The 18,922-nt window shown below is 37.1% G+C and carries 24 protein-coding genes; 15 read left to right on the top strand and 9 right to left on the bottom strand.

The window, feature by feature from the left end:
• Positions 1 to 328 precede the first annotated feature (328 nt).
• Positions 329 to 1,399, top strand: coding sequence for an NAD(P)/FAD-dependent oxidoreductase (locus Y7E_RS0104895; protein WP_017150174.1), 1,071 nt, complete (start codon positions 329 to 331; stop codon positions 1,397 to 1,399).
• Here Y7E_RS0104895 and Y7E_RS34190 read toward each other — a convergent pair.
• A complete protein-coding gene (locus Y7E_RS34190; RefSeq protein ID WP_237741342.1) occupies positions 1,355 to 1,624 on the bottom strand; it encodes a hypothetical protein in 270 nt (89 codons plus the stop codon). The two genes, Y7E_RS0104895 and Y7E_RS34190, sit on opposite strands and share 45 nt — an antisense overlap.
• Positions 1,625 to 1,680: 56 nt before the next feature.
• On the opposite strand from Y7E_RS34190, the gene Y7E_RS0104890 reads away from it, so the two are divergent.
• From Y7E_RS0104890 to Y7E_RS31370, 4 genes are all read left to right on the top strand, one after another.
• Complete coding sequence (locus tag Y7E_RS0104890; protein WP_017150173.1) at positions 1,681 to 2,340, top strand: ABC transporter ATP-binding protein; 660 nt, start codon at positions 1,681 to 1,683, stop codon at positions 2,338 to 2,340.
• Positions 2,324 to 3,112 (top strand): ABC transporter permease, encoded by a 789-nt coding sequence (locus Y7E_RS0104885; RefSeq protein WP_017150172.1) that lies wholly within the window; start codon positions 2,324 to 2,326, stop codon positions 3,110 to 3,112. Before Y7E_RS0104890 ends, Y7E_RS0104885 begins: the two co-directional genes overlap by 17 nt.
• A 72-nt stretch (positions 3,113 to 3,184) precedes the next feature.
• Entirely contained in the window at positions 3,185 to 3,448 is a 264-nt protein-coding gene (locus Y7E_RS0104880; RefSeq protein ID WP_017150171.1) for a zinc ribbon domain-containing protein, read from the top strand.
• Positions 3,449 to 3,582: 134 nt separating this feature from the next.
• Positions 3,583 to 3,741, top strand: coding sequence for a YqbF domain-containing protein (locus Y7E_RS31370; RefSeq protein WP_017150170.1), 159 nt, complete (start codon positions 3,583 to 3,585; stop codon positions 3,739 to 3,741).
• Between the two features lie 260 nt (positions 3,742 to 4,001).
• Here Y7E_RS31370 and Y7E_RS0104870 read toward each other — a convergent pair whose 3' ends face one another.
• Both Y7E_RS0104870 and Y7E_RS0104865 read right to left on the bottom strand, forming a co-directional pair.
• Positions 4,002 to 4,823, bottom strand: a complete 822-nt coding sequence (locus Y7E_RS0104870; RefSeq protein ID WP_034277746.1) for a nucleotidyltransferase domain-containing protein — start codon at positions 4,821 to 4,823, stop codon at positions 4,002 to 4,004.
• A 47-nt stretch (positions 4,824 to 4,870) separates the two neighbouring features.
• Positions 4,871 to 5,179 (bottom strand): YuzD family protein, encoded by a 309-nt coding sequence (locus Y7E_RS0104865; protein ID WP_017150168.1) that lies wholly within the window; start codon positions 5,177 to 5,179, stop codon positions 4,871 to 4,873.
• A gap of 207 nt (positions 5,180 to 5,386) precedes the next feature.
• Between Y7E_RS0104865 and Y7E_RS0104860 the strand changes: the two genes are divergently transcribed.
• Positions 5,387 to 5,623, top strand: a complete 237-nt coding sequence (locus Y7E_RS0104860) for a NifU family protein (protein WP_012096008.1) — start codon at positions 5,387 to 5,389, stop codon at positions 5,621 to 5,623.
• A 214-nt stretch (positions 5,624 to 5,837) separates the two neighbouring features.
• Here Y7E_RS0104860 and yutH read toward each other — a convergent pair whose 3' ends face one another.
• On the bottom strand, positions 5,838 to 6,839 hold the full coding sequence (gene yutH / locus Y7E_RS0104855; RefSeq protein ID WP_017150167.1) for a spore coat putative kinase YutH: 1,002 nt from the start codon (positions 6,837 to 6,839) through the stop codon (positions 5,838 to 5,840).
• Positions 6,840 to 6,962: 123 nt separating this feature from the next.
• Between yutH and Y7E_RS0104850 the strand changes: the two genes are divergently transcribed.
• On the top strand, positions 6,963 to 7,454 hold the full coding sequence (locus tag Y7E_RS0104850; protein ID WP_017150166.1) for a phosphatidylglycerophosphatase A family protein: 492 nt from the start codon (positions 6,963 to 6,965) through the stop codon (positions 7,452 to 7,454).
• Positions 7,455 to 7,546: 92 nt separating this feature from the next.
• Here the strand turns inward: Y7E_RS0104850 and Y7E_RS0104845 are convergent, their stop codons facing one another.
• Positions 7,547 to 8,020 (bottom strand): GNAT family N-acetyltransferase, encoded by a 474-nt coding sequence (locus tag Y7E_RS0104845; protein WP_017150165.1) that lies wholly within the window; start codon positions 8,018 to 8,020, stop codon positions 7,547 to 7,549.
• A 165-nt stretch (positions 8,021 to 8,185) separates the two neighbouring features.
• Here Y7E_RS0104845 and Y7E_RS0104840 point away from each other — a divergent pair, with 165 nt between their 5' ends.
• The 6 genes from Y7E_RS0104840 to Y7E_RS0104810 all read left to right on the top strand — a co-directional run bounded on the left by Y7E_RS0104840 (position 8,186) and on the right by Y7E_RS0104810 (position 14,363).
• On the top strand, positions 8,186 to 9,400 hold the full coding sequence (locus tag Y7E_RS0104840) for an HpcH/HpaI aldolase/citrate lyase family protein (RefSeq protein WP_017150164.1): 1,215 nt from the start codon (positions 8,186 to 8,188) through the stop codon (positions 9,398 to 9,400).
• Entirely contained in the window at positions 9,327 to 10,715 is a 1,389-nt protein-coding gene (locus tag Y7E_RS0104835; RefSeq protein WP_017150163.1) for a phosphoribosyltransferase family protein, read from the top strand. The genes Y7E_RS0104840 and Y7E_RS0104835 overlap by 74 nt, the downstream gene beginning before the upstream one ends.
• Positions 10,712 to 11,830, top strand: a complete 1,119-nt coding sequence (locus Y7E_RS0104830; protein WP_017150162.1) for a cysteine protease StiP family protein — start codon at positions 10,712 to 10,714, stop codon at positions 11,828 to 11,830. The genes Y7E_RS0104835 and Y7E_RS0104830 overlap by 4 nt, the downstream gene beginning before the upstream one ends.
• Complete coding sequence (locus Y7E_RS0104825) at positions 11,827 to 12,639, top strand: HAD family hydrolase (protein ID WP_017150161.1); 813 nt, start codon at positions 11,827 to 11,829, stop codon at positions 12,637 to 12,639. The genes Y7E_RS0104830 and Y7E_RS0104825 overlap by 4 nt, the downstream gene beginning before the upstream one ends.
• Positions 12,640 to 12,661: 22 nt before the next feature.
• Positions 12,662 to 13,330 carry a vWA domain-containing protein gene (locus Y7E_RS0104820; protein ID WP_017150160.1) on the top strand — a complete coding sequence of 223 codons (669 nt, stop codon included), beginning with the start codon at positions 12,662 to 12,664 and terminating at the stop codon, positions 13,328 to 13,330.
• Positions 13,331 to 13,781: 451 nt separating this feature from the next.
• Positions 13,782 to 14,363 carry an NAD(P)H-dependent oxidoreductase gene (locus Y7E_RS0104810; protein WP_017150158.1) on the top strand — a complete coding sequence of 194 codons (582 nt, stop codon included), beginning with the start codon at positions 13,782 to 13,784 and terminating at the stop codon, positions 14,361 to 14,363.
• Positions 14,364 to 14,393: 30 nt separating this feature from the next.
• Here the strand turns inward: Y7E_RS0104810 and Y7E_RS0104805 are convergent, their stop codons facing one another.
• The 4 genes from Y7E_RS0104805 to Y7E_RS0104790 form a co-directional block, all read right to left on the bottom strand.
• Positions 14,394 to 14,924, bottom strand: a complete 531-nt coding sequence (locus Y7E_RS0104805; RefSeq protein WP_026049092.1) for a hypothetical protein — start codon at positions 14,922 to 14,924, stop codon at positions 14,394 to 14,396.
• A gap of 147 nt (positions 14,925 to 15,071) precedes the next feature.
• Positions 15,072 to 15,836, bottom strand: a complete 765-nt coding sequence (locus Y7E_RS0104800; RefSeq protein ID WP_017150156.1) for a TIGR01457 family HAD-type hydrolase — start codon at positions 15,834 to 15,836, stop codon at positions 15,072 to 15,074.
• A gap of 98 nt (positions 15,837 to 15,934) precedes the next feature.
• Positions 15,935 to 16,567 carry a helix-turn-helix transcriptional regulator gene (locus Y7E_RS0104795; protein WP_017150155.1) on the bottom strand — a complete coding sequence of 211 codons (633 nt, stop codon included), beginning with the start codon at positions 16,565 to 16,567 and terminating at the stop codon, positions 15,935 to 15,937.
• Positions 16,568 to 16,647: 80 nt separating this feature from the next.
• Complete coding sequence (locus Y7E_RS0104790) at positions 16,648 to 17,088, bottom strand: DUF86 domain-containing protein (RefSeq protein ID WP_017150154.1); 441 nt, start codon at positions 17,086 to 17,088, stop codon at positions 16,648 to 16,650.
• A 147-nt stretch (positions 17,089 to 17,235) separates the two neighbouring features.
• On the opposite strand from Y7E_RS0104790, the gene glpX reads away from it, so the two are divergent.
• Together glpX and Y7E_RS0104780 are read left to right on the top strand one after the other, a co-directional pair.
• Positions 17,236 to 18,207, top strand: coding sequence for a class II fructose-bisphosphatase (glpX, locus tag Y7E_RS0104785; RefSeq protein WP_017150153.1), 972 nt, complete (start codon positions 17,236 to 17,238; stop codon positions 18,205 to 18,207).
• A 19-nt stretch (positions 18,208 to 18,226) separates the two neighbouring features.
• Positions 18,227 to 18,493, top strand: coding sequence for a DUF3055 domain-containing protein (locus tag Y7E_RS0104780; protein WP_003208880.1), 267 nt, complete (start codon positions 18,227 to 18,229; stop codon positions 18,491 to 18,493).
• The last annotated feature ends 429 nt before the right edge of the window (positions 18,494 to 18,922 follow it).

Here is an 18,922-nt window from a genome sequence, read left to right as displayed (position 1 = left end):
AAAATAAATCTATAATAAGAAAACTAAGCTGTTTCTTGTTGTTTTCATTACACTTGCTAAAATATTTAGTTGCTTCACTATTTCATTTCAAAGCAAAAGGCCTTTTTTATTCAAAAATCCATTTCTATATAAATATGTTTTTTTCAAACAAATTGACAAAATGAAACAGTTTGCTTCACTTTTCTTCTTATTGTACAACAGAGTACACATTCATGCATTGTTATTTGTTCACAAATTCGATATAATTTGAGTGAGTAAAGTCAAAATATTTTTTCAATATATAATTATATGATTAGGGGATATTTCAACAGAAAAGGGGTAATCCATCATGAAACACCTCGTACTACTAGGTGGAGGCTACGGCGGGATGAGAATTCTACAGCGGCTTCTTCCAAACAATCAACTTCCAGATGATGTCCAAGTGACATTAATCGACAAAGTACCATACCACTGTTTTAAAACAGAATATTATGCATTAGTAGCGGGTACAATTTCAGAAACGCATATTCGCATTCCGTTTCCAGAACATCCGCGCCTCAACATTCAATATGGCACCGTGACGAATGTTGACCTCGAAAACAAAGCCGTTCATCTCGATAGTGGTGAAGAAATCCAGTATGATGATTTAATTATTGGACTTGGCTGTGAAGACAAGTATCATAACGTTCCAGGCGCAAAGGAAAATACACATAGCCTACAATCCATTGAACAAACTCGTAAAACATATGAACAATTAAACAGTTTAGAACCAAACGCAACGGTTGCAGTTGTCGGTGCTGGTTTAAGCGGCGTTGAAGTAGCAAGTGAACTTCGGGAAAGCCGTTCTGATTTAAAGATCTACTTATTTGATCGAAAGGATCGGATTCTATTCCCGTTCCCAGAAAAATTAAGTAGATACGTAGAAGAGTGGTTTGTAAAGCATAATGTTACGATTATACGAAACTCTAACATTACGAAAGTAGAACCAAATATTGTGTACAACCATGATGAACCGCTTGAATGTGATGCAATCGTATGGACAGCTGGTATTCAAGCAAACGAAGTTGTACGAAACCTTCCAGTCGAGCAAGATAGTAGCGGACGGGTTATATTAACAAAATATCATAATATTCCGAACAATGAGCATGTTTATGTCGTAGGTGATTGCGCATCCTTACCACATGCACCATCTGCCCAACTTGCTGAAGGCCAAGGTGAACAAATTGTCCAAATATTATTGAAACGTTGGAACAATGAAGCACTTCCTGATGAACTGCCTGTTATTAAATTAAAAGGTGTTCTCGGTTCTCTCGGTAAGAAACATGGATTCGGATTATTAGCAAATCAACCGTTAATGGGACGAGTACCTAGACTTTTAAAGTCCGGTATTCTTTGGATGTATAAATATCATAATGGTTAAGCAGAAAAACAAGAGCGGATCGCTCTTGTTTTTTCTATTTTCCGCCTTTTTTGGTACGATATGAATATATAAAGACAAATTGAAAAACCGACATAAAACCTTTCTTTTTAAATGGGAAAGAGCATCCGGTCCTGCAGAGAAACGGTCATGGCCTTTCCCTGCTCCATGCCATGTTAAAATAAAGTGAGCAAACGAGTGGAAATCCGCTTTTGTTTCTATAGCCACGATTTATATGTTGGAAAATCAAAATGGATTTATATCGAACCAGAAAGGAGAAAATTATGTTTCTATTAAAAGACGTAACATATAAAGACATCTTACACATTCCTTACTTAGAGATTCACAAAGAAAATATCACCTGCATTATCGGTGAAAGCGGCAGCGGAAAAAGTACATTACTTCGCATGCTCAATGATCTACAATCACCAACAGCTGGCGAAATTGAATATAATGGGGCGCCTATTTCGTCTTATCCACCTATTCCATTACGCCGTGAAATTGTTATGCTAGGACAAACGCCTCCCATATTTGAGGGAACGGTAAAAGATAATCTGCTAATGGGACTTCGCTTTTCAGAGAAACCTTTTCCAACTGATGAATCATTACAAGAAGCCCTAGCAATTGTAAACTTGGAAAAAGATTTAACAAGTGTCGCCTCTTCATTATCTGGCGGCGAAAAACAAAGACTTTCCTTAGCACGCGTATTATTAATGGACCCGCCCGTTTATTTATTAGATGAGCCAACTTCTGCATTAGATGCTGATACAGAAAGGCGCGTCATGAAACAGTTTACTGCCATTGCGAAACAAAAAAAGAAAACGGTTATCTTTATTACCCATTCACAAAGGCTCCCAGAAGAAATCGCAGACGACATTATTGAAATTAGTAAAACCAAAGGTGCTATTAGAAGGGAAGTGCACGCACTTGAAGGGCGTTATTGAACTACAAATTTGGCAACTTGCTGCAGCATATATTTTCATTATCGTTTTAATCGGACTTGTAAAATTAAAAGGAATACCGCGCGAAAAACAAATTACGATTGCTACATTCCGTATGACAATCCAGCTTGTACTTGTTGCATACGTACTTACATACATATTTGAAAATAGTAATCCATTTTATACAATCGCTATTATTACTTCTATTACCACATTCGCTATTTTTAACATTTATAAACGAGTAAATATACCTATGTCAAAAGAGTTAAAACGTGTGGCTGCACTCTCGATGATTGCGGGATCAATCGGGCCGCTCTTATTATTTATCTTTGTCATTATTGGACACGACCCTTGGTATGCTCCGCAGTATATCGTTCCAATCGCCGGAATGCTTATCGGAAACGCTATGACTGGTATATCTCTCGGTGCAAATACATTCTTAAACAACATGAAATCAAAGCGTGAGCAAATTGAAGGCGCACTTATGCTTGGGGCAAATCCAAAACAAGCAGCCGCTCCGCTTGTTAGAGACGCTTTTGATTCAGCTATTCTGCCAACCATTAATTCCATGGTAGGAATGGGAATTATTAGCCTCCCAGGTATGATGACAGGACAAATTTTATCAGGGATTTCACCGTTTACCGCTATTCAATATCAAATTGCTATTATACTTGGTATTTCCGGAAGTACAGCTTTTTCTGTCCTCATCTTTTTACAGCTTGGGTATAAGACATTTTTTAATAAGCGATGTCAGTTGAAACAGATGGAGTCTTAAATGCTAATTGTGCTACTTAAGGAACCATACTATAATCATTAAGACTGTACAGATAACATAGAGGCGAATTTCATGAAAAAACATAAAAACTGCCAAAGCTGTGGCATGCCATTTTCAAAAGATGAAAAAGGTGGCGGAACAGAAAAAAATGGAGAAAAAAGTACGACTTATTGCAGTCATTGTTATGAAAATGGAGAATTCACTCTCCCACATATCACAGTAGATGAAATGAAACAGCTTGTTGAAAATAAAATTGTTTCATTTGGTTTCCCTAGATTTTTATCTAAATTCTTTACAAGAAGTATCCATAAACTAGAGCGCTGGAAAAATATTTAATATAAAAAGAGTTCACATCCTATTGTGAACTCTTTTTATATTAAATATCTCTTTTTAGGTATCTCAATCCAATTTATGGATAATATAGTAATAAATCTTTAGATTTGGATCGTTCTATAACGGAGGTGTATGTGATGTATTATGTTAAATTAATTCAGGGACAATCCTTCTATGCTTTTGATCATCGCTTCTTATTAGATCAAGAAGAACAAGTTACACAAAGGATTTTTAAATACTTGTGCAAAAATGAATTTTTTGAAGTACGTAAAGATGAGAATAGTTCCACAGCATAATAATGAGTAGCTATGTAGCGTGTACGTTAAGAACTAACAAATCCCTTTATCTACAAACCGACCTCTATAGTGCTACTACAGAGGTCATAATATTTTATCCCGCTATTCGAGGGCAGTAAGACCCCGATTGGTGAGGACTAATAATCAGTGAGGGATGAAGCCCCCACTGATTAACTTTTCACTTCATGGAGTTTCATTTAGAGTTTTACGATTAATACCACGCATTTTCCTCAATATAAATTTGATACTCTTCTGCTTTTTTATCCTTCCCACTTCTTCCGGCACTCCTCAATCCCACTAAGCAAATACCTCTTCGTCATACCTGCCCGCTTCCAAATGGACATCGTTCGTTTTGCTCCCTTATTATGGCGTATCCGCTCTACCTCTTGTAACAAAGGTTCCCATTTTCCAGAGGATGATTCCATCATATATTGTAATCCTTTATCCTTCGAAACAATCGTTTCATGCTCTAACGTATACAAAATACGTCCCATCGTTACAACAGCCGATTCCACCCACTCTTCAATAAGAAATAAGTATGGCCTCGCTGCTTTTTCACTCCAGTATTGTTCCACGTTATATTTCATTGTCTCTACAACTTTACTCCATGGAGCCTCAAAGGGAAGCTCACTTACTTCTTCTCCGATCACAGTAATTCCACGGTTCTTCAGTGTCCACCATGTCACAGCATTCACATCCCAGTGACCTACGTTAATCTTCCCATCAGCACAATATACATATTGCGGCATCTCCTGATTTTGTTTTCCTAAATTAGCAAGCGGAATATACATACCATCCATTCGTCTTCCTAAAGTATGATTGTTAAGTCTCTTATGTAGATTCATTATTTGTATTTTCTCAGCTGCACTAATCTCTTCTCTCGTTACCGTTACAAAATCAACATCGCTTGTATCTAAATGAAACGCACCTAAAGCGATTGAACCGTATACATATACACCAATTAACTTTTCATTCGAAAAAACGGCTTGCAATCCATTCACATATTGCTTCATCAAACTCTGTATTTCTTCTGGCAACTCATGTTTCACTACATATTCCCTCCTAAATGAAACAATCCACATATAAGAAAAGCCTTTGCAATGTTTCACTCATCACGAAGGCTTTTATATTATAAATATTTCTCGATTTCTTCGTATACGTCCTTCAAACGAGGATTTCCTTCTCCAACAATCTCTCCGTTTACAAGAACAACTGGATAAAATAAATCCTCCTCAATCACACGCTCTGCAAAAGCTTGCTTCTCAGCATCTTCTTGCTCTTCCTGAATATCAATGTATTCAAACTTGAATTTATCATCTTGTCCTTCATATTTGCGGCCAATCGCCGCTTGTAGCCATTCAAATGTTTCAGTCGAAGACGGCATTCCAACGCAGCTCGCACAAATTACTTTCGCCCCATATACTTGAACATTTACCATTACTTTTCCCCCATTTCCCTGTTCTAACAGTACATCTAGACGCCTTATCTTATAAGCACATCCCTTTACAAGTTCATTTCTTGTCCCTATACTGAAAAAACACGTTGTAAACATGATACAATATTTTGACAATAAAACAAGAACAGAAAAAATAGATTTTCCCCTGTATCTTGATTATAATAAAATGGATGAAAGGAGTCGATAAAAATGGAAAACCCAAATATGCAAGAACAAGTACTAGAAGTATTAGATAAATTACGCCCGTTCTTACTTCGTGATGGCGGTGACGTTGAGTTAGTAGATATTGAAGATGGTATTGTAAAACTGCGTCTTATGGGTGCATGCGGTAGCTGTCCAAGTTCTACAATCACATTAAAAGCTGGTATCGAACGCGCACTACTTGAAGAAGTACCAGGCGTTATCGAAGTAGAACAAGTATTTTAATTTAAAAGCGGAAGCGGCTTGCTCAGAATCGCAGGACGTTGGAGCCTCCGACAGAGAAGCGCTTTTTGCTTCGTCCGAGGAGGCGAAACGGCCGGAGATTCTAGCCGCTGGAGCTGGATATCTTTTAAAAGCGGAAGCGGCTTGTTTAGAATCGCTGAAACTGGATAATTTATAAAAAAGAGACCATAATTGGTCTCTTTTTTATAAATTCCTATTAAGATAACCAATCCAACTTTCGAATCCCGAACTTATCAACAGGCAAACGAAGAAATTCATAGAAGTGTTTCATAAATTGCTCTGAACGGTTCACATCGTGTAAAATGTCTTCTAAGTGATCTCGGTACATGCTCTTTTGTTCTTCATTTCCCGTCAGATAGTACTGTTCTACCGTTTCAAAGTAGCGAAGTGGAAAAAGAAGACGCGCAAATAGTAAACGCCAGCCGAAAGAAGAGAGTGTATAATTTTTCTCATAATCAGTTACAAACTGAAAAATTGTTTGTTCCCAATCTTGCTTCTTTTCCATCGATATATAGCGAATCCATTCCGCTATATCCCTGCTTGGATGATCATATACCCAATCGATGGGGATTTTTAATTTATTCGTTTGCTGCCATAATAAAGGTGTAAAGCGTTCTTGACAGATCGTTGCTGCATCAGCGAGCTGAGGTGTATCATCTATTTCTGTATCAACAACATATTGAATTGCATTTTCAGCAATGCCTAAATAGTATGGGAAAGACTCAATAAATAGTTGATCGAATACATCTGACGGCTGATTCATAAGTTGTGATTGCCAAAATTTCTCTAATTGATCAAGCCTTTTTTCCCATAATGACTTCCATTCACCGATGCGACTTAATTGTTCTATTTCTTCAGGAAAAAAGGCGCCTCGTTTATGGAATAAGGAAAGCTCGCTTCCTAACGAAGTAGCATGTCGATCAAGCAAACGCATACCTTTTAATAAGCAGTAGTTTTTTTCTTCTATCTCACTTACATAGTAACCGTGCACCGTCGGAACGAAAGTCGCAACAGTAATATCCCCTTGCTGGTTCATATAATCACTTAATTTTTTCATTTCAACAAGTACATCTTCCTCCATATTCCCAATCGGGAGGAGTACATAAATTTTATTGCGAATCCAAAAGCTTTTATAGGGGCCAAGGGGGATTAATTCTTTGACATGCATTTGATAATGCTCATAAATATGCTGAATCATCATAGTCGCCACCTATGGTTTTTCTATATATATATGAGCTTGTGCTCGACTTTCATTCCTATCTATGCACATGATACAGCAGCGAAACGTATACAAATAATAAAAAGAAAAAAAGGTGATAACATGAAAGAATCCAATCAACTACAAGAAAGAGCATTACAACTACTACAAGAACGTGGTGTAACAATCGATGATATTGCGGAGCTTGTTCATTTTCTTCAAAAGAAATACCATCCAAAATTAGAGATGTCAGAATGTCGTTACAACGTAGAACGTGTATTATCCAAACGCGAAGTACAAAATGCACTCATTACAGGAATCGAATTAGACGTCCTTACCGAAAAAGGAATGTTAAGCGAACCATTACAAGATATCGTAAAACGTGATGAAGGCTTATATGGAGTCGATGAAGTAATCGCACTTTCAATCGTAAACGTGTACGGCTCTATCGGTTTCACAAACTTTGGATATATCGATAAATTAAAACCGGGTATTTTAGAATATTTAAATGATAAATCATCTGGAAAGGTTCATACATTCCTTGATGATATTGTCGGAGCAATTGCTGCCGCTGCGTCTAGTCGCTTGGCGCATCGCGCTGAGCATGCGGAATAAAATTGTATGTCTAGGCTGTCAGTTTCGTGCTGACAGCCTTTTTCATGTTACATTTTGTTGAATGGTCGATATATATAAAAACTCCGATATATTTATTTCAAGTCGTATTCCATTAGCATAAACTCTATTCCTCGGCTCATGAAAGTTGGTCCTATTTGAAAACCAATATTTTTATATAATTTAATTGCACGTTTATTAAAAGTTGCTACACTTAAACGTATTTTTTTAGCCTGAAATTCACTTATGGCAAACTCTATTCCTGTTTGAAAAAAAGACTTCCCCGTCCTTTTCCCTGTTAGCTCTGGCTTCATTCCAAGTCCGATATCTACGGTCTCTTCTCCTGTATATAAATTCGCATCCCTTCCCCCTGGAACTTGCGCGTGTCCTCCAAAACAAAAGAAACCAATGAATTCTCCATGTTCATTACTGCAACCATAATATGTACCATCTAGCAGTTCTTCTATTGTTTCATCACTTCCTGAAAAGCTGTATAACGAATACGGTTCCTCATACTGCCATGTATTGATTTCTTTTGCTTCTGTCCTTGTTAGTTTATGTATATTCATCTTTCTTTCCCCTTTCTAAAAACGAATTACTAACAAAGTTCTACATGAATCCTGAAATTAACCTTCTATTTTTGAAAACTTTGTAAATTTTTAAAATACTAAATTGGAAAACTTTTGTTAGCGTGTTACGATTGGGTTAACTATTTTAAATGAGGTGGTGACAACTTGAAGTATTTTTCCTACCTCCCTGTTGAAGAAAAGCAAAAACTTTTCTATCAGGAGCCTATTGAGTTTTCAAAAGACATGCCAAAAGAACAATTAGCTTATGCATTAGGAGCTACTCTATATACACCTGGAACAAAGAGAACTATTGCAGATGACATCGTTAGAAAAAAGCACGAAGGTACAACATCGATTGTACTTTGTTTAGAAGATTCCATTAGTGATGGAGAAGTGAAACTTGCCGAGCAAAACGTCGTCATACAAATGCAACTACTGGCTCATATGATTGATGTAAATAAATTTCTTCCATCAGATATACCACTTCTCTTTATTCGGATTCGTGAACCAAAACAAATGCGTTCACTTGTTCACGAACTAGGCAACGCCATTCATTGTATAAGTGGTTTTGTTTTTCCTAAGTTCACTCCAGCTAACGGAATGTCTTACATTCATGAACTATCGGATATAAACGAAACATATTCGCTTTCACTTTATGGGATGCCTATTTTAGAGTCTCCTGAAATTATTTATAAAGAAACTCGTATTGATACGTTACTAGCAATTAAAGAAATCTTAGATTCTTACCGTGATTTTATTTTAAATGTCCGAATTGGTGCGACGGATTTTTCAGGTCTATTCGGCATTCGCCGTAACAAGGATACGACGATCTATGACATTTCTATTATTCGCGATTGTATTTCTGATATTATCAATATTTTTTCTAGAAAGGCAGATGAATATGTTATATCTGGACCGGTGTGGGAGTACTTCGGAAACACGCAGCGCGTACTAAAACCACAGCTCCGGCAAACACCGTTTCGTGATTCATTCGGAAGCGCTGGGCTTACAATGCGTGAGGACATGCTTCATCGCTATGAGGATGGATTAATTCATGAAGTCTTGCTCGATCAATCAAATGGATTGATTGGAAAAACGGTTATTCACCCTTCCCACATTAAACTTGTACAAGCCTTGCATGTTGTAACGTTAGAGGATTATTTAGATGCAAAAACAATTTTTGAAGCTGCTCAGACGTATAACGGCGTGATGAAAAGCAGCTTTTCTAACAAAATGAATGAAGTGAAGCCGCATTATAATTGGGCGCGTAAAACACTTCTGAAATCTAATATTTACGGGGTGCTACATGAACAACAAACTTTCATCGATCTCCTTACCGAAAAATCAAAACAAAACGTACACGTACCACATTTTAAATAAAATAACAGTTCATATAGATGTACGAGATAATCCATATTTATTATCGCCAGATCAGCTATTTCAAATGGCCGCAAGAATGAATAAGAAACGCGGTTTTTTATTTGTGAGTACCATTTTAGGGAAACACCTTCCCGTTCTACCTGCAACCTCTTTAGCTGGAGGACGCGCTCTTGCTGCAAGATATATGGAGATATTGCATCATACAAATCATCCATATCAAAAAGAAATTCTTAACCTGATTTCTTCTAAAGACAGTACCAATAATGAACTAGAGGCAATTCTCCAGTATCAATTCCCTCTAGAAAAAGAAGTCTTATTTATTGGATTTGCTGAAACAGCTACCGCATTAGGACACGCTATGTTTCAATGTTTTCAAAATGCAAAATATGTTCATACAACAAGGGAGACGATCTCACAAATCGATTCCGTCATTACATTTGAAGAAGAACATTCTCATGCGACGTCTCATCGTTGCTATGTGGACAAAAGCTATTTCCAAAATGAACAGCCTATCGTCCTTGTGGATGACGAAATGACAACAGGAAAAACCGTACTAAATATCATCAGATCCATTCAAGAAAAGTTTCCAAGAAAAGAATATATCGTTGCTTCTTTATTAGATTGGCGCTCAGATGCACATCGAAAACAATTTACAGAGCTCGAGCAAGAACTTGATATTACGATTCATGTGATTTCTCTATTAAGCGGTTCAATTAACGTAATTGGTAGTCCTATTGTTACTTCCTCTTCACGTGATGAAACAGCTTATCAATCAATAGAATCTAAAATAGAAAAACATATAATTCCATGCCCTACTTTACCTTATACATCTATCCAGCATGATATCAACTACATAAACTACACAGGGCGCTTTGGCATTTCATCTGATGATCAAAAGCATATCCACTCTTTTTCTAAAAAGATTGGCCATGATTTAAAGAAAAAACGAAAAGGTCAACAGACACTCTGCTTAGGAACCGGTGAATTTATGTATCTTCCAATGCGGATTGCTGCTGAAATGGGAGAAAACATTTCCTATCAATCAACAACACGAAGTCCGATTCATCCTTACATAGGTGATACACAATATGCTATTTATAGCCGTTTTTCCTATGAAAGCCCTGAAGACAAAGCAGTTACAAATTATTTTTATAACATCCGGCCGGGGGACTACGATGAAGTCTTTCTTTTTATAGAGCGTGATTTACAAGAAGATACTTTCCACCCCCTTCTTACACAATTACAAACGGTTATTCCGCTCATTCATATCGTTTCATTTAAGGGCTTACTAGAAAGCGAGGGTGAAGAAATATGACCAGGGCCAAAACATTACAACTTATCGGTAGTTATGCGAAAGAAGATGCTATTTTTCTATTAAAAGATATTAGTGATGTCATAGAAGAAAGGGCAACAGAAGAAAGAGAACAAGCAATTCAAACGGGCACACATTACTCTGAAATGCTTCCAATTGAATATAAACCATCTAAACCTTATATGGATTTATTTTTTGCTTCACTCGAGCAATACAAACGTAAGCTAGCCATTGCAGCCGGTGTAGTAGCCGAGCAAATTATAAGAACGAAAGGAAAGAACCTTGTTCTTGTTTCGCTAGCAAGAGCCGGTACACCAATTGGCGTTTTAATAAAACGATATATTCGTTATCAATATAATCTTGACTTGCCACATTATTGTGTTTCTATTATTCGGGGGCGTGGCATTGATGAAAATGCACTTCATTATATTTTGCAGCACCATCCAAATCAAACCATTCAGTTCATTGATGGCTGGACTGGAAAAGGTGCGATAAAAAAAGAACTACGCCAATCTGTGCATACATTTAACGAAAAGAATCATGAATATATCTCAGACTGCATGGCCGTACTTGCTGATCCTGGCTATTGTACTTCTATATATGGAACACGAGAGGATTACCTCATTCCAAGCGCATGTTTAAACGCGACCGTATCAGGATTAATCAGTCGCACAGTTTTAAATGAAACTTATATTGGTCCAAATGATTTTCACGGCGCCAAATATTATAGAGAACTAGAAACAGAAGATTTATCTAACTTCTTTATTGAAGAAATCACAGCACTATTCCCTTCCATTAGCAATGACGTAACAAAGCAACTAGAGCACGTTATCGCTACCTATACAGAACCATCTTGGCAAGGGCTGCAAGACATCACGTCTATTCAAAAGCATTTTGGAATAGAAAATATAAATTTAATTAAACCAGGAGTTGGAGAAACAACGCGGGTTTTACTAAGACGAGTACCATGGAAAATTTTAATCCGTGACGAAAACAATCCAGACCTAAAACACATTTTACTTCTTGCAAAAGAAAAAAACGTACCAGTAGAACTCTATAAAGATATGACATACTCGTGCTGTGGCCTAATCAAACCTCTTGGGAGGAAACCTTCATGATTTTTGCAAGTGACCTTGATCAAACGCTTATATATTCACGTAAAGCATTTCGTACTTCTATAGAAGATGAACACATTCAACTTATCGAGACGTTAGACGGTAAAGAGATCTCTTTTATTACACACAAAACTATCTCTTTATTAAAAGAACTACAATTACAAGCACAATTCATCCCAGTTACAACACGAACAATGGAACAGTTTCAACGCATCACACTATTTCAAACAGAAGTCATTCCGGAATATGCGATTACGAGCAACGGTGGAAATATTCTTCACAATGGCAAACAAGATAGCACTTGGAAGAACATACAAACAAAGCGCTTAGCAGCATGCATGGAGAAAGAAGACATTCTAACAGAATTTCAAAATATCGCTCATGAAGAATGGGTCACTTCACAAAAAACAGCAGATGATTTATTTCACTACTGCATCATTAAGCGTGACAATATTCCATACGACGAATTACATTCATTCACCACTTGGCTTGATAAACAAGGATGGACTCATTCATTGCAAGGCAGAAAATTATATTTTGTGCCAAAGCCTGTGAACAAATGGGATGCTGTCCAGTATGTACAAGAAAAACTCCAGACAACAACCGTAATTACTGCTGGAGATTCCTTACTTGATTTATGCATGTTAGAAGGGGCTAACCATGCAATTGCCCCTATTCACGGTGAACTTGAAACAAAACAAAAAAGTTTATTACCTCACATTGTAAGAACAAATGAAATTGGTATATATGCAGCAGAGGAAATTGTCAGTACAGCCCTTAAACTTATCCACACCTCTCTTCCTACTGCCTAAATTGGTAAAAGGAGCGATTAAAATGGGAACTATTACATTAAGAAAAGAAGCGGTACGCGTTGTATTAGAAAAAAAGAAATTAACAGGAGTTGTCGCAAAAGTTGCGCTCGTATTAGACATTTCCGGATCAATGCGAACACTATATAAAAACGGCACTGTCCAAGAAGTTGTTGAACGTGTTCTTGCAGTTGCGAGTCAATTCGATGATGATGGTTCGCTAGATATTTGGGTATACGATAATGAATTTTCAAGATTACCATCTGTTACCGAGAAAGACTTTGCTAATTACGTAGAAAATCACATTTTAAATAATAACTCCATTCATAAATTTGGCCGAAATGACGAGCCACAAGTAATGGAAGATATCATTAGAAAATACACGATTGAGGAGAAAAGTGAAGAGCCTGCCTTTGTTATTTTCATTAACGATGGTGGTTGTAAAAAAGGCATTCAAAAACCGATTGTATTCTCTTCTAACCAACCGATTTTTTGGCAGTTTGTCGGCATCGGCAACGGAAAATTTGATGTTTTAAGAAAGCTAGACGAGATGGACGGCCGTTTCATCGATAACGCTAACTTTTTCCACATTCGCGATATCGAAAAAACAACAGATGAAATGCTGTATAACAACTTATTGAATGAACTTCCGACGTGGATAAAAGAGGCAAAGGAGAAACGCATTTTAATCTAAAATAGAAGGTTTTGAGCCTGATATTATTATTCGTGATGGATTTACTCTTAAAGATTACGGCGTTCCTGGTAAAGTTATACATACTCCCGGTCACACAGCAGGTTCACTCTCTATTATTTTAGAGAACCAGGACGCTATTATTGGCGACTTACTGATGGGCGGGCATTTTGGGGGGCATTCTATCTCCTCATGCTCCAAACATTCATTACTTCGCTGACGATATGGAACAAGTCCACAACCATATCCACAAAGCAATGAGTTATCAACCAAAGCGGGTCTTTGTTGGTCATGGCGGGATGTTGCTTTGGGATAATATTAGGAGATGTTTCCCTATCCCTGTTGATAGAGTTACATCATTTGACGTAACTCCAAAATTATAACTAAAATATTTACAATAACCCTTTATTATTTGAACAAACTATCTACATATCCACAAATAGGAGGAACAAACATGAAACATTTAATCGTTTATGCACATCCAAATCCACAAAGTTTTAACCATGCAATTTTAGAAACAGTACAAGCTGAACTAGAAGGAAAAGATCATGAAGTACGCGTTCGTGACTTATATGAATTAAACTTCAATCCAGTATTAAACGCTTCTGATTTTGTTTCCTTTTCTCAAGGGAGTACGCCAGCTGATATTAAAGAAGAACAAGAACATATCACTTGGGCTGATAACATCACATTTATTTATCCAGTTTGGTGGGCGGGTCTTCCAGCAATCTTAAAAGGATATGTTGACCGTGTGTTTAGCCATGGCTTTGCGTATGCTTACGGTGAAAATGGAATTGAAAAGTTACTAAGTGGTAAAAAAGGATTGTTATTATCCACAATGGGGAATACGAAAGAAGCGTATACAGCAAGTGGCATGTTTGACGCAATGAAGAAAACAACGGATGCTGGTATTTTTGAATTTACAGGAATTGAAACGTTAGAACACACATTCTATACAAGTGTTCCTGCTGTGGATAACGATGTGAGAAAACAATATCTTGAAGAAGTGAAAGAAGTAGTGAATCGCGTATTTTAATGAAAAATCCACCTTTATAAGGTGGATTTTTCATTTCATGATAAGCTTAGGAATATATCTTTGTAGAATGTTTTCTAGCTCACTCATATCTTCTTGCCTGATGAGTAAGTTCACATTATCATGCCACTTTTCTTGCCCACGATATAAGAAGATATTTTCTTTCGGATTTTCCCATGTGGATGTTTTATAACCCTTTAATTCTGCATAAAAATAGTAATTCATCCCATCAATAACTCCCTTTTCATACACCTTGACGTCTTTAATTAGATGAATCACGAAAAGGATCATAAAACAAATCGCTACCATGTAAGCTCCTATTTTGAGTAAAAATAGTTCGAAGCTATCAATTTCTCCATCTATATACCGAACGTATGTGAGTATAAGTTGTACAAAGAAATAAGCTGGACCAAGCAATGTGAACCAACGGCTTTTTTTACGTGGATAAGTAGCGATGAGCTCTCCAATACCATTTTGCACACTTTTTATTTTATATATTTTCCATATAGCAAAGCCTAAAATACACAACGTTAAAACAAGGATAATAATAGACATTATATACAATTCTATTCCTCCTATCTCTATTGCATATATCCATTAATAACACAAACACTTTATATACTAATAAATTAATTTTACCTTTTATATCCACATATCAAATATGCAATTATGCATAAAAAACAGGCAACCTAAAAGATTGCCTGCTCATTATTACATCTTCTCAATCCACTCCGTTAAGTTATGCACAACATGAGTTGGTTGCACATCATATTCCGTTAACTTCTCCACAGTTGTGACTCCAGTGTGGACAAGAAGCGTATGCATACCAGCATTTATCCCCGCTAAAATGTCAGTATCATAGTTATCCCCAACCATTAGCGCCTCTTCTTTCGCCATGCCAAGTACTTTTAATGCTTGCTCCATAATAATGGATTCTGGTTTACCGATAAAAATTGGATCTACACCTGTGGATACTGTAACAACAGATGTTAATGAACCGTTCCCTGGTAGTAAACCACGCTCAGTTGGAATGGCAATATCTCCATTTGTTGAAATAAATGTCGCGCCATTACGTACTGCAAGACATGCCTTCGCTAGCTTTTCATATGTAATTTCACGATCTAATCCAACAACAACAAAATCAGGATTTTCATCCACAAGCTTGAATCCTTTTTCCACAAGTGCGTCATGCAATCCTTCTTCACCAATCATATAAACAGACGCATCTTGTTTACGGTCATAAATAAAGTTTGCTGTCGCCATGCTCGTTGTAAAAACTTGCTCTGGCTTAGCTGGAATATCAAAACGAACAAGCTTCTCTGCCACTTGCTCTGGTTTACGTGTTGAATTATTTGTTACAAACAAATATGGGATACCGCGCTCCTGCAAGGCCTTTACAAAGTCACTCGCTTCTTCAATTTGTTCTTCACCGCGATACATTGTACCGTCTAAGTCGATTAAATAGCCTTTATACATCTATGTCTCTCTCCTTTTTGTCCTAGCGTTCATACCTTCTTATATTAACCGCTTTTGCCAAAGAAAAAAACGCTTCGTCTAAAAGCGTCCCATAACGTTCATTTTTTCTCTTGTATGTGATACGAACAGTGACAGTCACCATCGCACATATTTGATAACACTTTCACATCTTCATCAGAAAACAACCGCTTATACATATTTTCTTCCTCCAAACAAAGCTGTGGATATTTTTCAGCAACAGCCTTTAATGGACAATTTTGTTTTTGTAATATGTATGAGTTTTCCCCATCTTGCTTCACTTGTACCATATATCCATTTTCCTCTTGGATAACGGTAACCTCCCTAAGCTTCTGCAATACATTCTCTCGGCGACTTACTCGTTTTTGTAATTGCTCCTCCATCCGATTCGTCCTTGCCTTTAAAATGGCATTTACAATGGTTTCATCACCAATTTGCTCTAAATCCTCTAACATCCCTAAAGCAAATTGCTTATAATCTTTCGGAAATGAATCTTCGCCTTTTTGACTTAGGGCGTATACATATGTTGGCCTTCCTACATGTTGGCGCACCATTTTCGATTGGATTATTTCTTCTTTCTCAAGCTTACTTAAATGACGACGTACTGCCATCTCTGTAATCTCCAAAGATTCCGCTAGCGATCCAACCGTTTGTTCACCATTTATTTTTAAAAGCTGTACAATTTCTTCCTTCGTTGTACGTGCTTCCCCCATCTCTCACCCTTCTTTCTTTTAAGCGCCTGCATAAAAATATAAGACCCCCAAAAAGGTGAATGGGGATCTTATCCATACACTTATTCTGCTACAAAAGCAGATACAGGTCCTAATTCCTTTTCTAAGTAACGGCGAATATTCGCAGGGTATTTCTGTACCACAGCGATTTGTTTTTGAATCGTTGTATATAATTCTTCATGGTTCATTTGAATATAATCTTGCATAAGCATTTTCCGAAGAAGAATCACTTCTTTTATTCCTTCTCCTTCTTCCGCGCTTATGACTTTTTCATCCATTAAAATATCAATAATATCTTCGTAACTTCCTGGATCACGCATAATAAATCCATCAATCATTGCATTTCCAACATCTAATATGCAATCAATGACAAGATGCGACATACGCTCTAATGCGTAATATTCAAAAGGAGTTTCATATTGCTGCTTCTCTTGAAATGTATCCACTACCTGCTCTAAACATGTTAACATTTGTTCTATTTTTTTTCTGTCTACAAAGTACATGAATGTCACCTACCTGGAAATAAAAGCATTTACATTTTAATTGTAACCGTTTCTTCTGAAAAAATCGACAATTTTTCGAATTCACCTTTTCCTCGTTATTTGTTATAGTTATAACTGTATGATTTTTGAAATTGGAGGAATGTCACCTTGGAACGTGAACTCGCATTAGAAATTGTCCGTGTAACAGAAGCAGCAGCCTTAGCATCCGCACAATGGATGGGCCGCGGAAAGAAAAACGAAGCAGATGATGCAGCAACTACAGCTATGCGTGATATGTTTGATTCAGTAAACATGGCGGGTACTGTTGTAATTGGTGAAGGAGAACTTGATGAAGCACCAATGTTGTATATTGGTGAAAAACTAGGAACAGGTAACGGTCCAGAAGTTGATATCGCTGTTGACCCATTAGAAGGTACAAACATTGTTGCCAAAGGCCTTGCAAATGCAATGGCAGTTATCGCAATCGCAGATAAAGGAAACCTTCTTCATGCTCCGGATATGTACATGGAAAAAATCGCGGTTGGTCCAAAAGCAGCTGGTAAAATTAGCTTAGATGATCCAATTGAAAAAACAATTGAAATTGTAGCAGAAGCAAACAATAAAAAAATTCGTGACCTAACGGTTATCGTCCAAGAACGTGAACGTCATCAAGATATTATTGACCGTGTGCGTGCAAAAGGTGCACGTGTAAAACTATTTGGTGATGGCGATGTTGGTGCGTCAATCGCAACAGCTCTTCCAGGAACAGGTATCGATTTATTCGTTGGTATTGGCGGTGCTCCAGAAGGGGTTATCTCTGCAGCAGCACTAAAATGCCTTGAAGGCGAAATGCAAGCACGCTTAGTTCCAATGAACGAAGAAGAAGAAGCACGTTGCCGTAAAATGGGATTAGAAGATCCTCGTCAACTTCTTATGTTAGATGACTTAGTATCAGGTGATGATGCAATCTTCTCAGCAACAGGTGTATCCGCTGGTGAGCTATTAGATGGTGTTAAATTCCTTGGTGGGGATTTAGCAGAAACGTATTCTATCGTTATGCGCTACAAAACAAGAACAGTACGCTTTATTAAAACGCATCATCATTTAGATCATAAACCTCACTTAAACTTAGATATTTAAAAAAAGGAGCCTGTGTAGTATGGAAGAACGTTTCTTTCTTTACGACGATACAGTCGATACAAAAACGCGTTTCGTTAGCTTTATGGGAGAAAATGAGCGCCACGATTTAGCGCTTTTATATTCCGATCGTCATTACGGTAAAACAATTGTCCTTGATATGCAGCGCAATAAATTTGCAATCATCGGTACCGACGATTTAAACGAACCCGGCTACTTAGAGCACGCTTTTTCTGTTTCTGAAGAAATTGCAGAGGAACTACGCTCATTCTTATTCGAACTTATATAGTATTATGCACCAGCTATTACTTTAGCTGGTGTTTTTTCATGTAATTTATTTTGAATTTTCAATCTTTTATGATATACTTATGAGCAAACCTATTTGGAAGAAAGGACGTCTACTACGTATGCCAACATTTACTTTGTAATGGATCAGCAATTGAATAGCATTACTCTTAAAAAAGCTGTGTGCTTTTATCAAGGGAGTAGTCTGTTCATTTCCCATTACAAAGGAACGTAACGCATCTGTAGTATGATGTTGTATGGAGGTTCCTATAAGGGAACCTCTTTTTATTTTTGTCTATTTCTTCCTCATTCATACTGCAAGACATCCAAATAGCTGTATTACGTTCCTTTACCATCAAACGAGGTGAAGGAAAATGCAGAAAGTACAACTTTCTTCAGAGTGTTGGGAAACCCTTTAGGGTTTCCGACACTC

The organism is Bacillus bingmayongensis (genome assembly GCF_000299035.1).
In the GTDB taxonomy this organism is placed as follows: Bacteria; Bacillota; Bacilli; order Bacillales; family Bacillaceae_G; genus Bacillus_A; species Bacillus_A bingmayongensis.
Note: the sequence above shows the minus strand (reverse complement) of the source record. Positions and strands in the feature narration are given on the sequence as shown.

Coding starts and splice junctions, on each gene's coding strand:
- Y7E_RS0104880 (WP_017150171.1), top strand. CDS start 3,185: ATGAAAAAACATAAAAACTGCCAAAGCTGTGGCATGCCATTTTCAAAA.
- Y7E_RS0104780 (WP_003208880.1), top strand. CDS start 18,227: ATGGAAGAACGTTTCTTTCTTTACGACGATACAGTCGATACAAAAACG.
- Y7E_RS0104820 (WP_017150160.1), top strand. CDS start 12,662: ATGGGAACTATTACATTAAGAAAAGAAGCGGTACGCGTTGTATTAGAA.
- yutH (WP_017150167.1), bottom strand. CDS start 6,839: ATGATTCAGCATATTTATGAGCATTATCAAATGCATGTCAAAGAATTA.
- Y7E_RS0104860 (WP_012096008.1), top strand. CDS start 5,387: ATGGAAAACCCAAATATGCAAGAACAAGTACTAGAAGTATTAGATAAA.
- Y7E_RS0104800 (WP_017150156.1), bottom strand. CDS start 15,836: ATGTATAAAGGCTATTTAATCGACTTAGACGGTACAATGTATCGCGGT.
- Y7E_RS0104845 (WP_017150165.1), bottom strand. CDS start 8,020: ATGAATATACATAAACTAACAAGGACAGAAGCAAAAGAAATCAATACA.
- Y7E_RS0104870 (WP_034277746.1), bottom strand. CDS start 4,823: ATGTGGATTGTTTCATTTAGGAGGGAATATGTAGTGAAACATGAGTTG.
- Y7E_RS0104865 (WP_017150168.1), bottom strand. CDS start 5,179: ATGGTAAATGTTCAAGTATATGGGGCGAAAGTAATTTGTGCGAGCTGC.
- Y7E_RS0104890 (WP_017150173.1), top strand. CDS start 1,681: ATGTTTCTATTAAAAGACGTAACATATAAAGACATCTTACACATTCCT.
- Y7E_RS31370 (WP_017150170.1), top strand. CDS start 3,583: ATGTATTATGTTAAATTAATTCAGGGACAATCCTTCTATGCTTTTGAT.
- Y7E_RS0104835 (WP_017150163.1), top strand. CDS start 9,327: ATGAACAACAAACTTTCATCGATCTCCTTACCGAAAAATCAAAACAAA.
- Y7E_RS0104830 (WP_017150162.1), top strand. CDS start 10,712: ATGACCAGGGCCAAAACATTACAACTTATCGGTAGTTATGCGAAAGAA.
- Y7E_RS0104895 (WP_017150174.1), top strand. CDS start 329: ATGAAACACCTCGTACTACTAGGTGGAGGCTACGGCGGGATGAGAATT.
- Y7E_RS0104810 (WP_017150158.1), top strand. CDS start 13,782: ATGAAACATTTAATCGTTTATGCACATCCAAATCCACAAAGTTTTAAC.
- Y7E_RS0104850 (WP_017150166.1), top strand. CDS start 6,963: ATGAAAGAATCCAATCAACTACAAGAAAGAGCATTACAACTACTACAA.
- Y7E_RS0104825 (WP_017150161.1), top strand. CDS start 11,827: ATGATTTTTGCAAGTGACCTTGATCAAACGCTTATATATTCACGTAAA.
- Y7E_RS0104790 (WP_017150154.1), bottom strand. CDS start 17,088: ATGTACTTTGTAGACAGAAAAAAAATAGAACAAATGTTAACATGTTTA.
- Y7E_RS0104795 (WP_017150155.1), bottom strand. CDS start 16,567: ATGGGGGAAGCACGTACAACGAAGGAAGAAATTGTACAGCTTTTAAAA.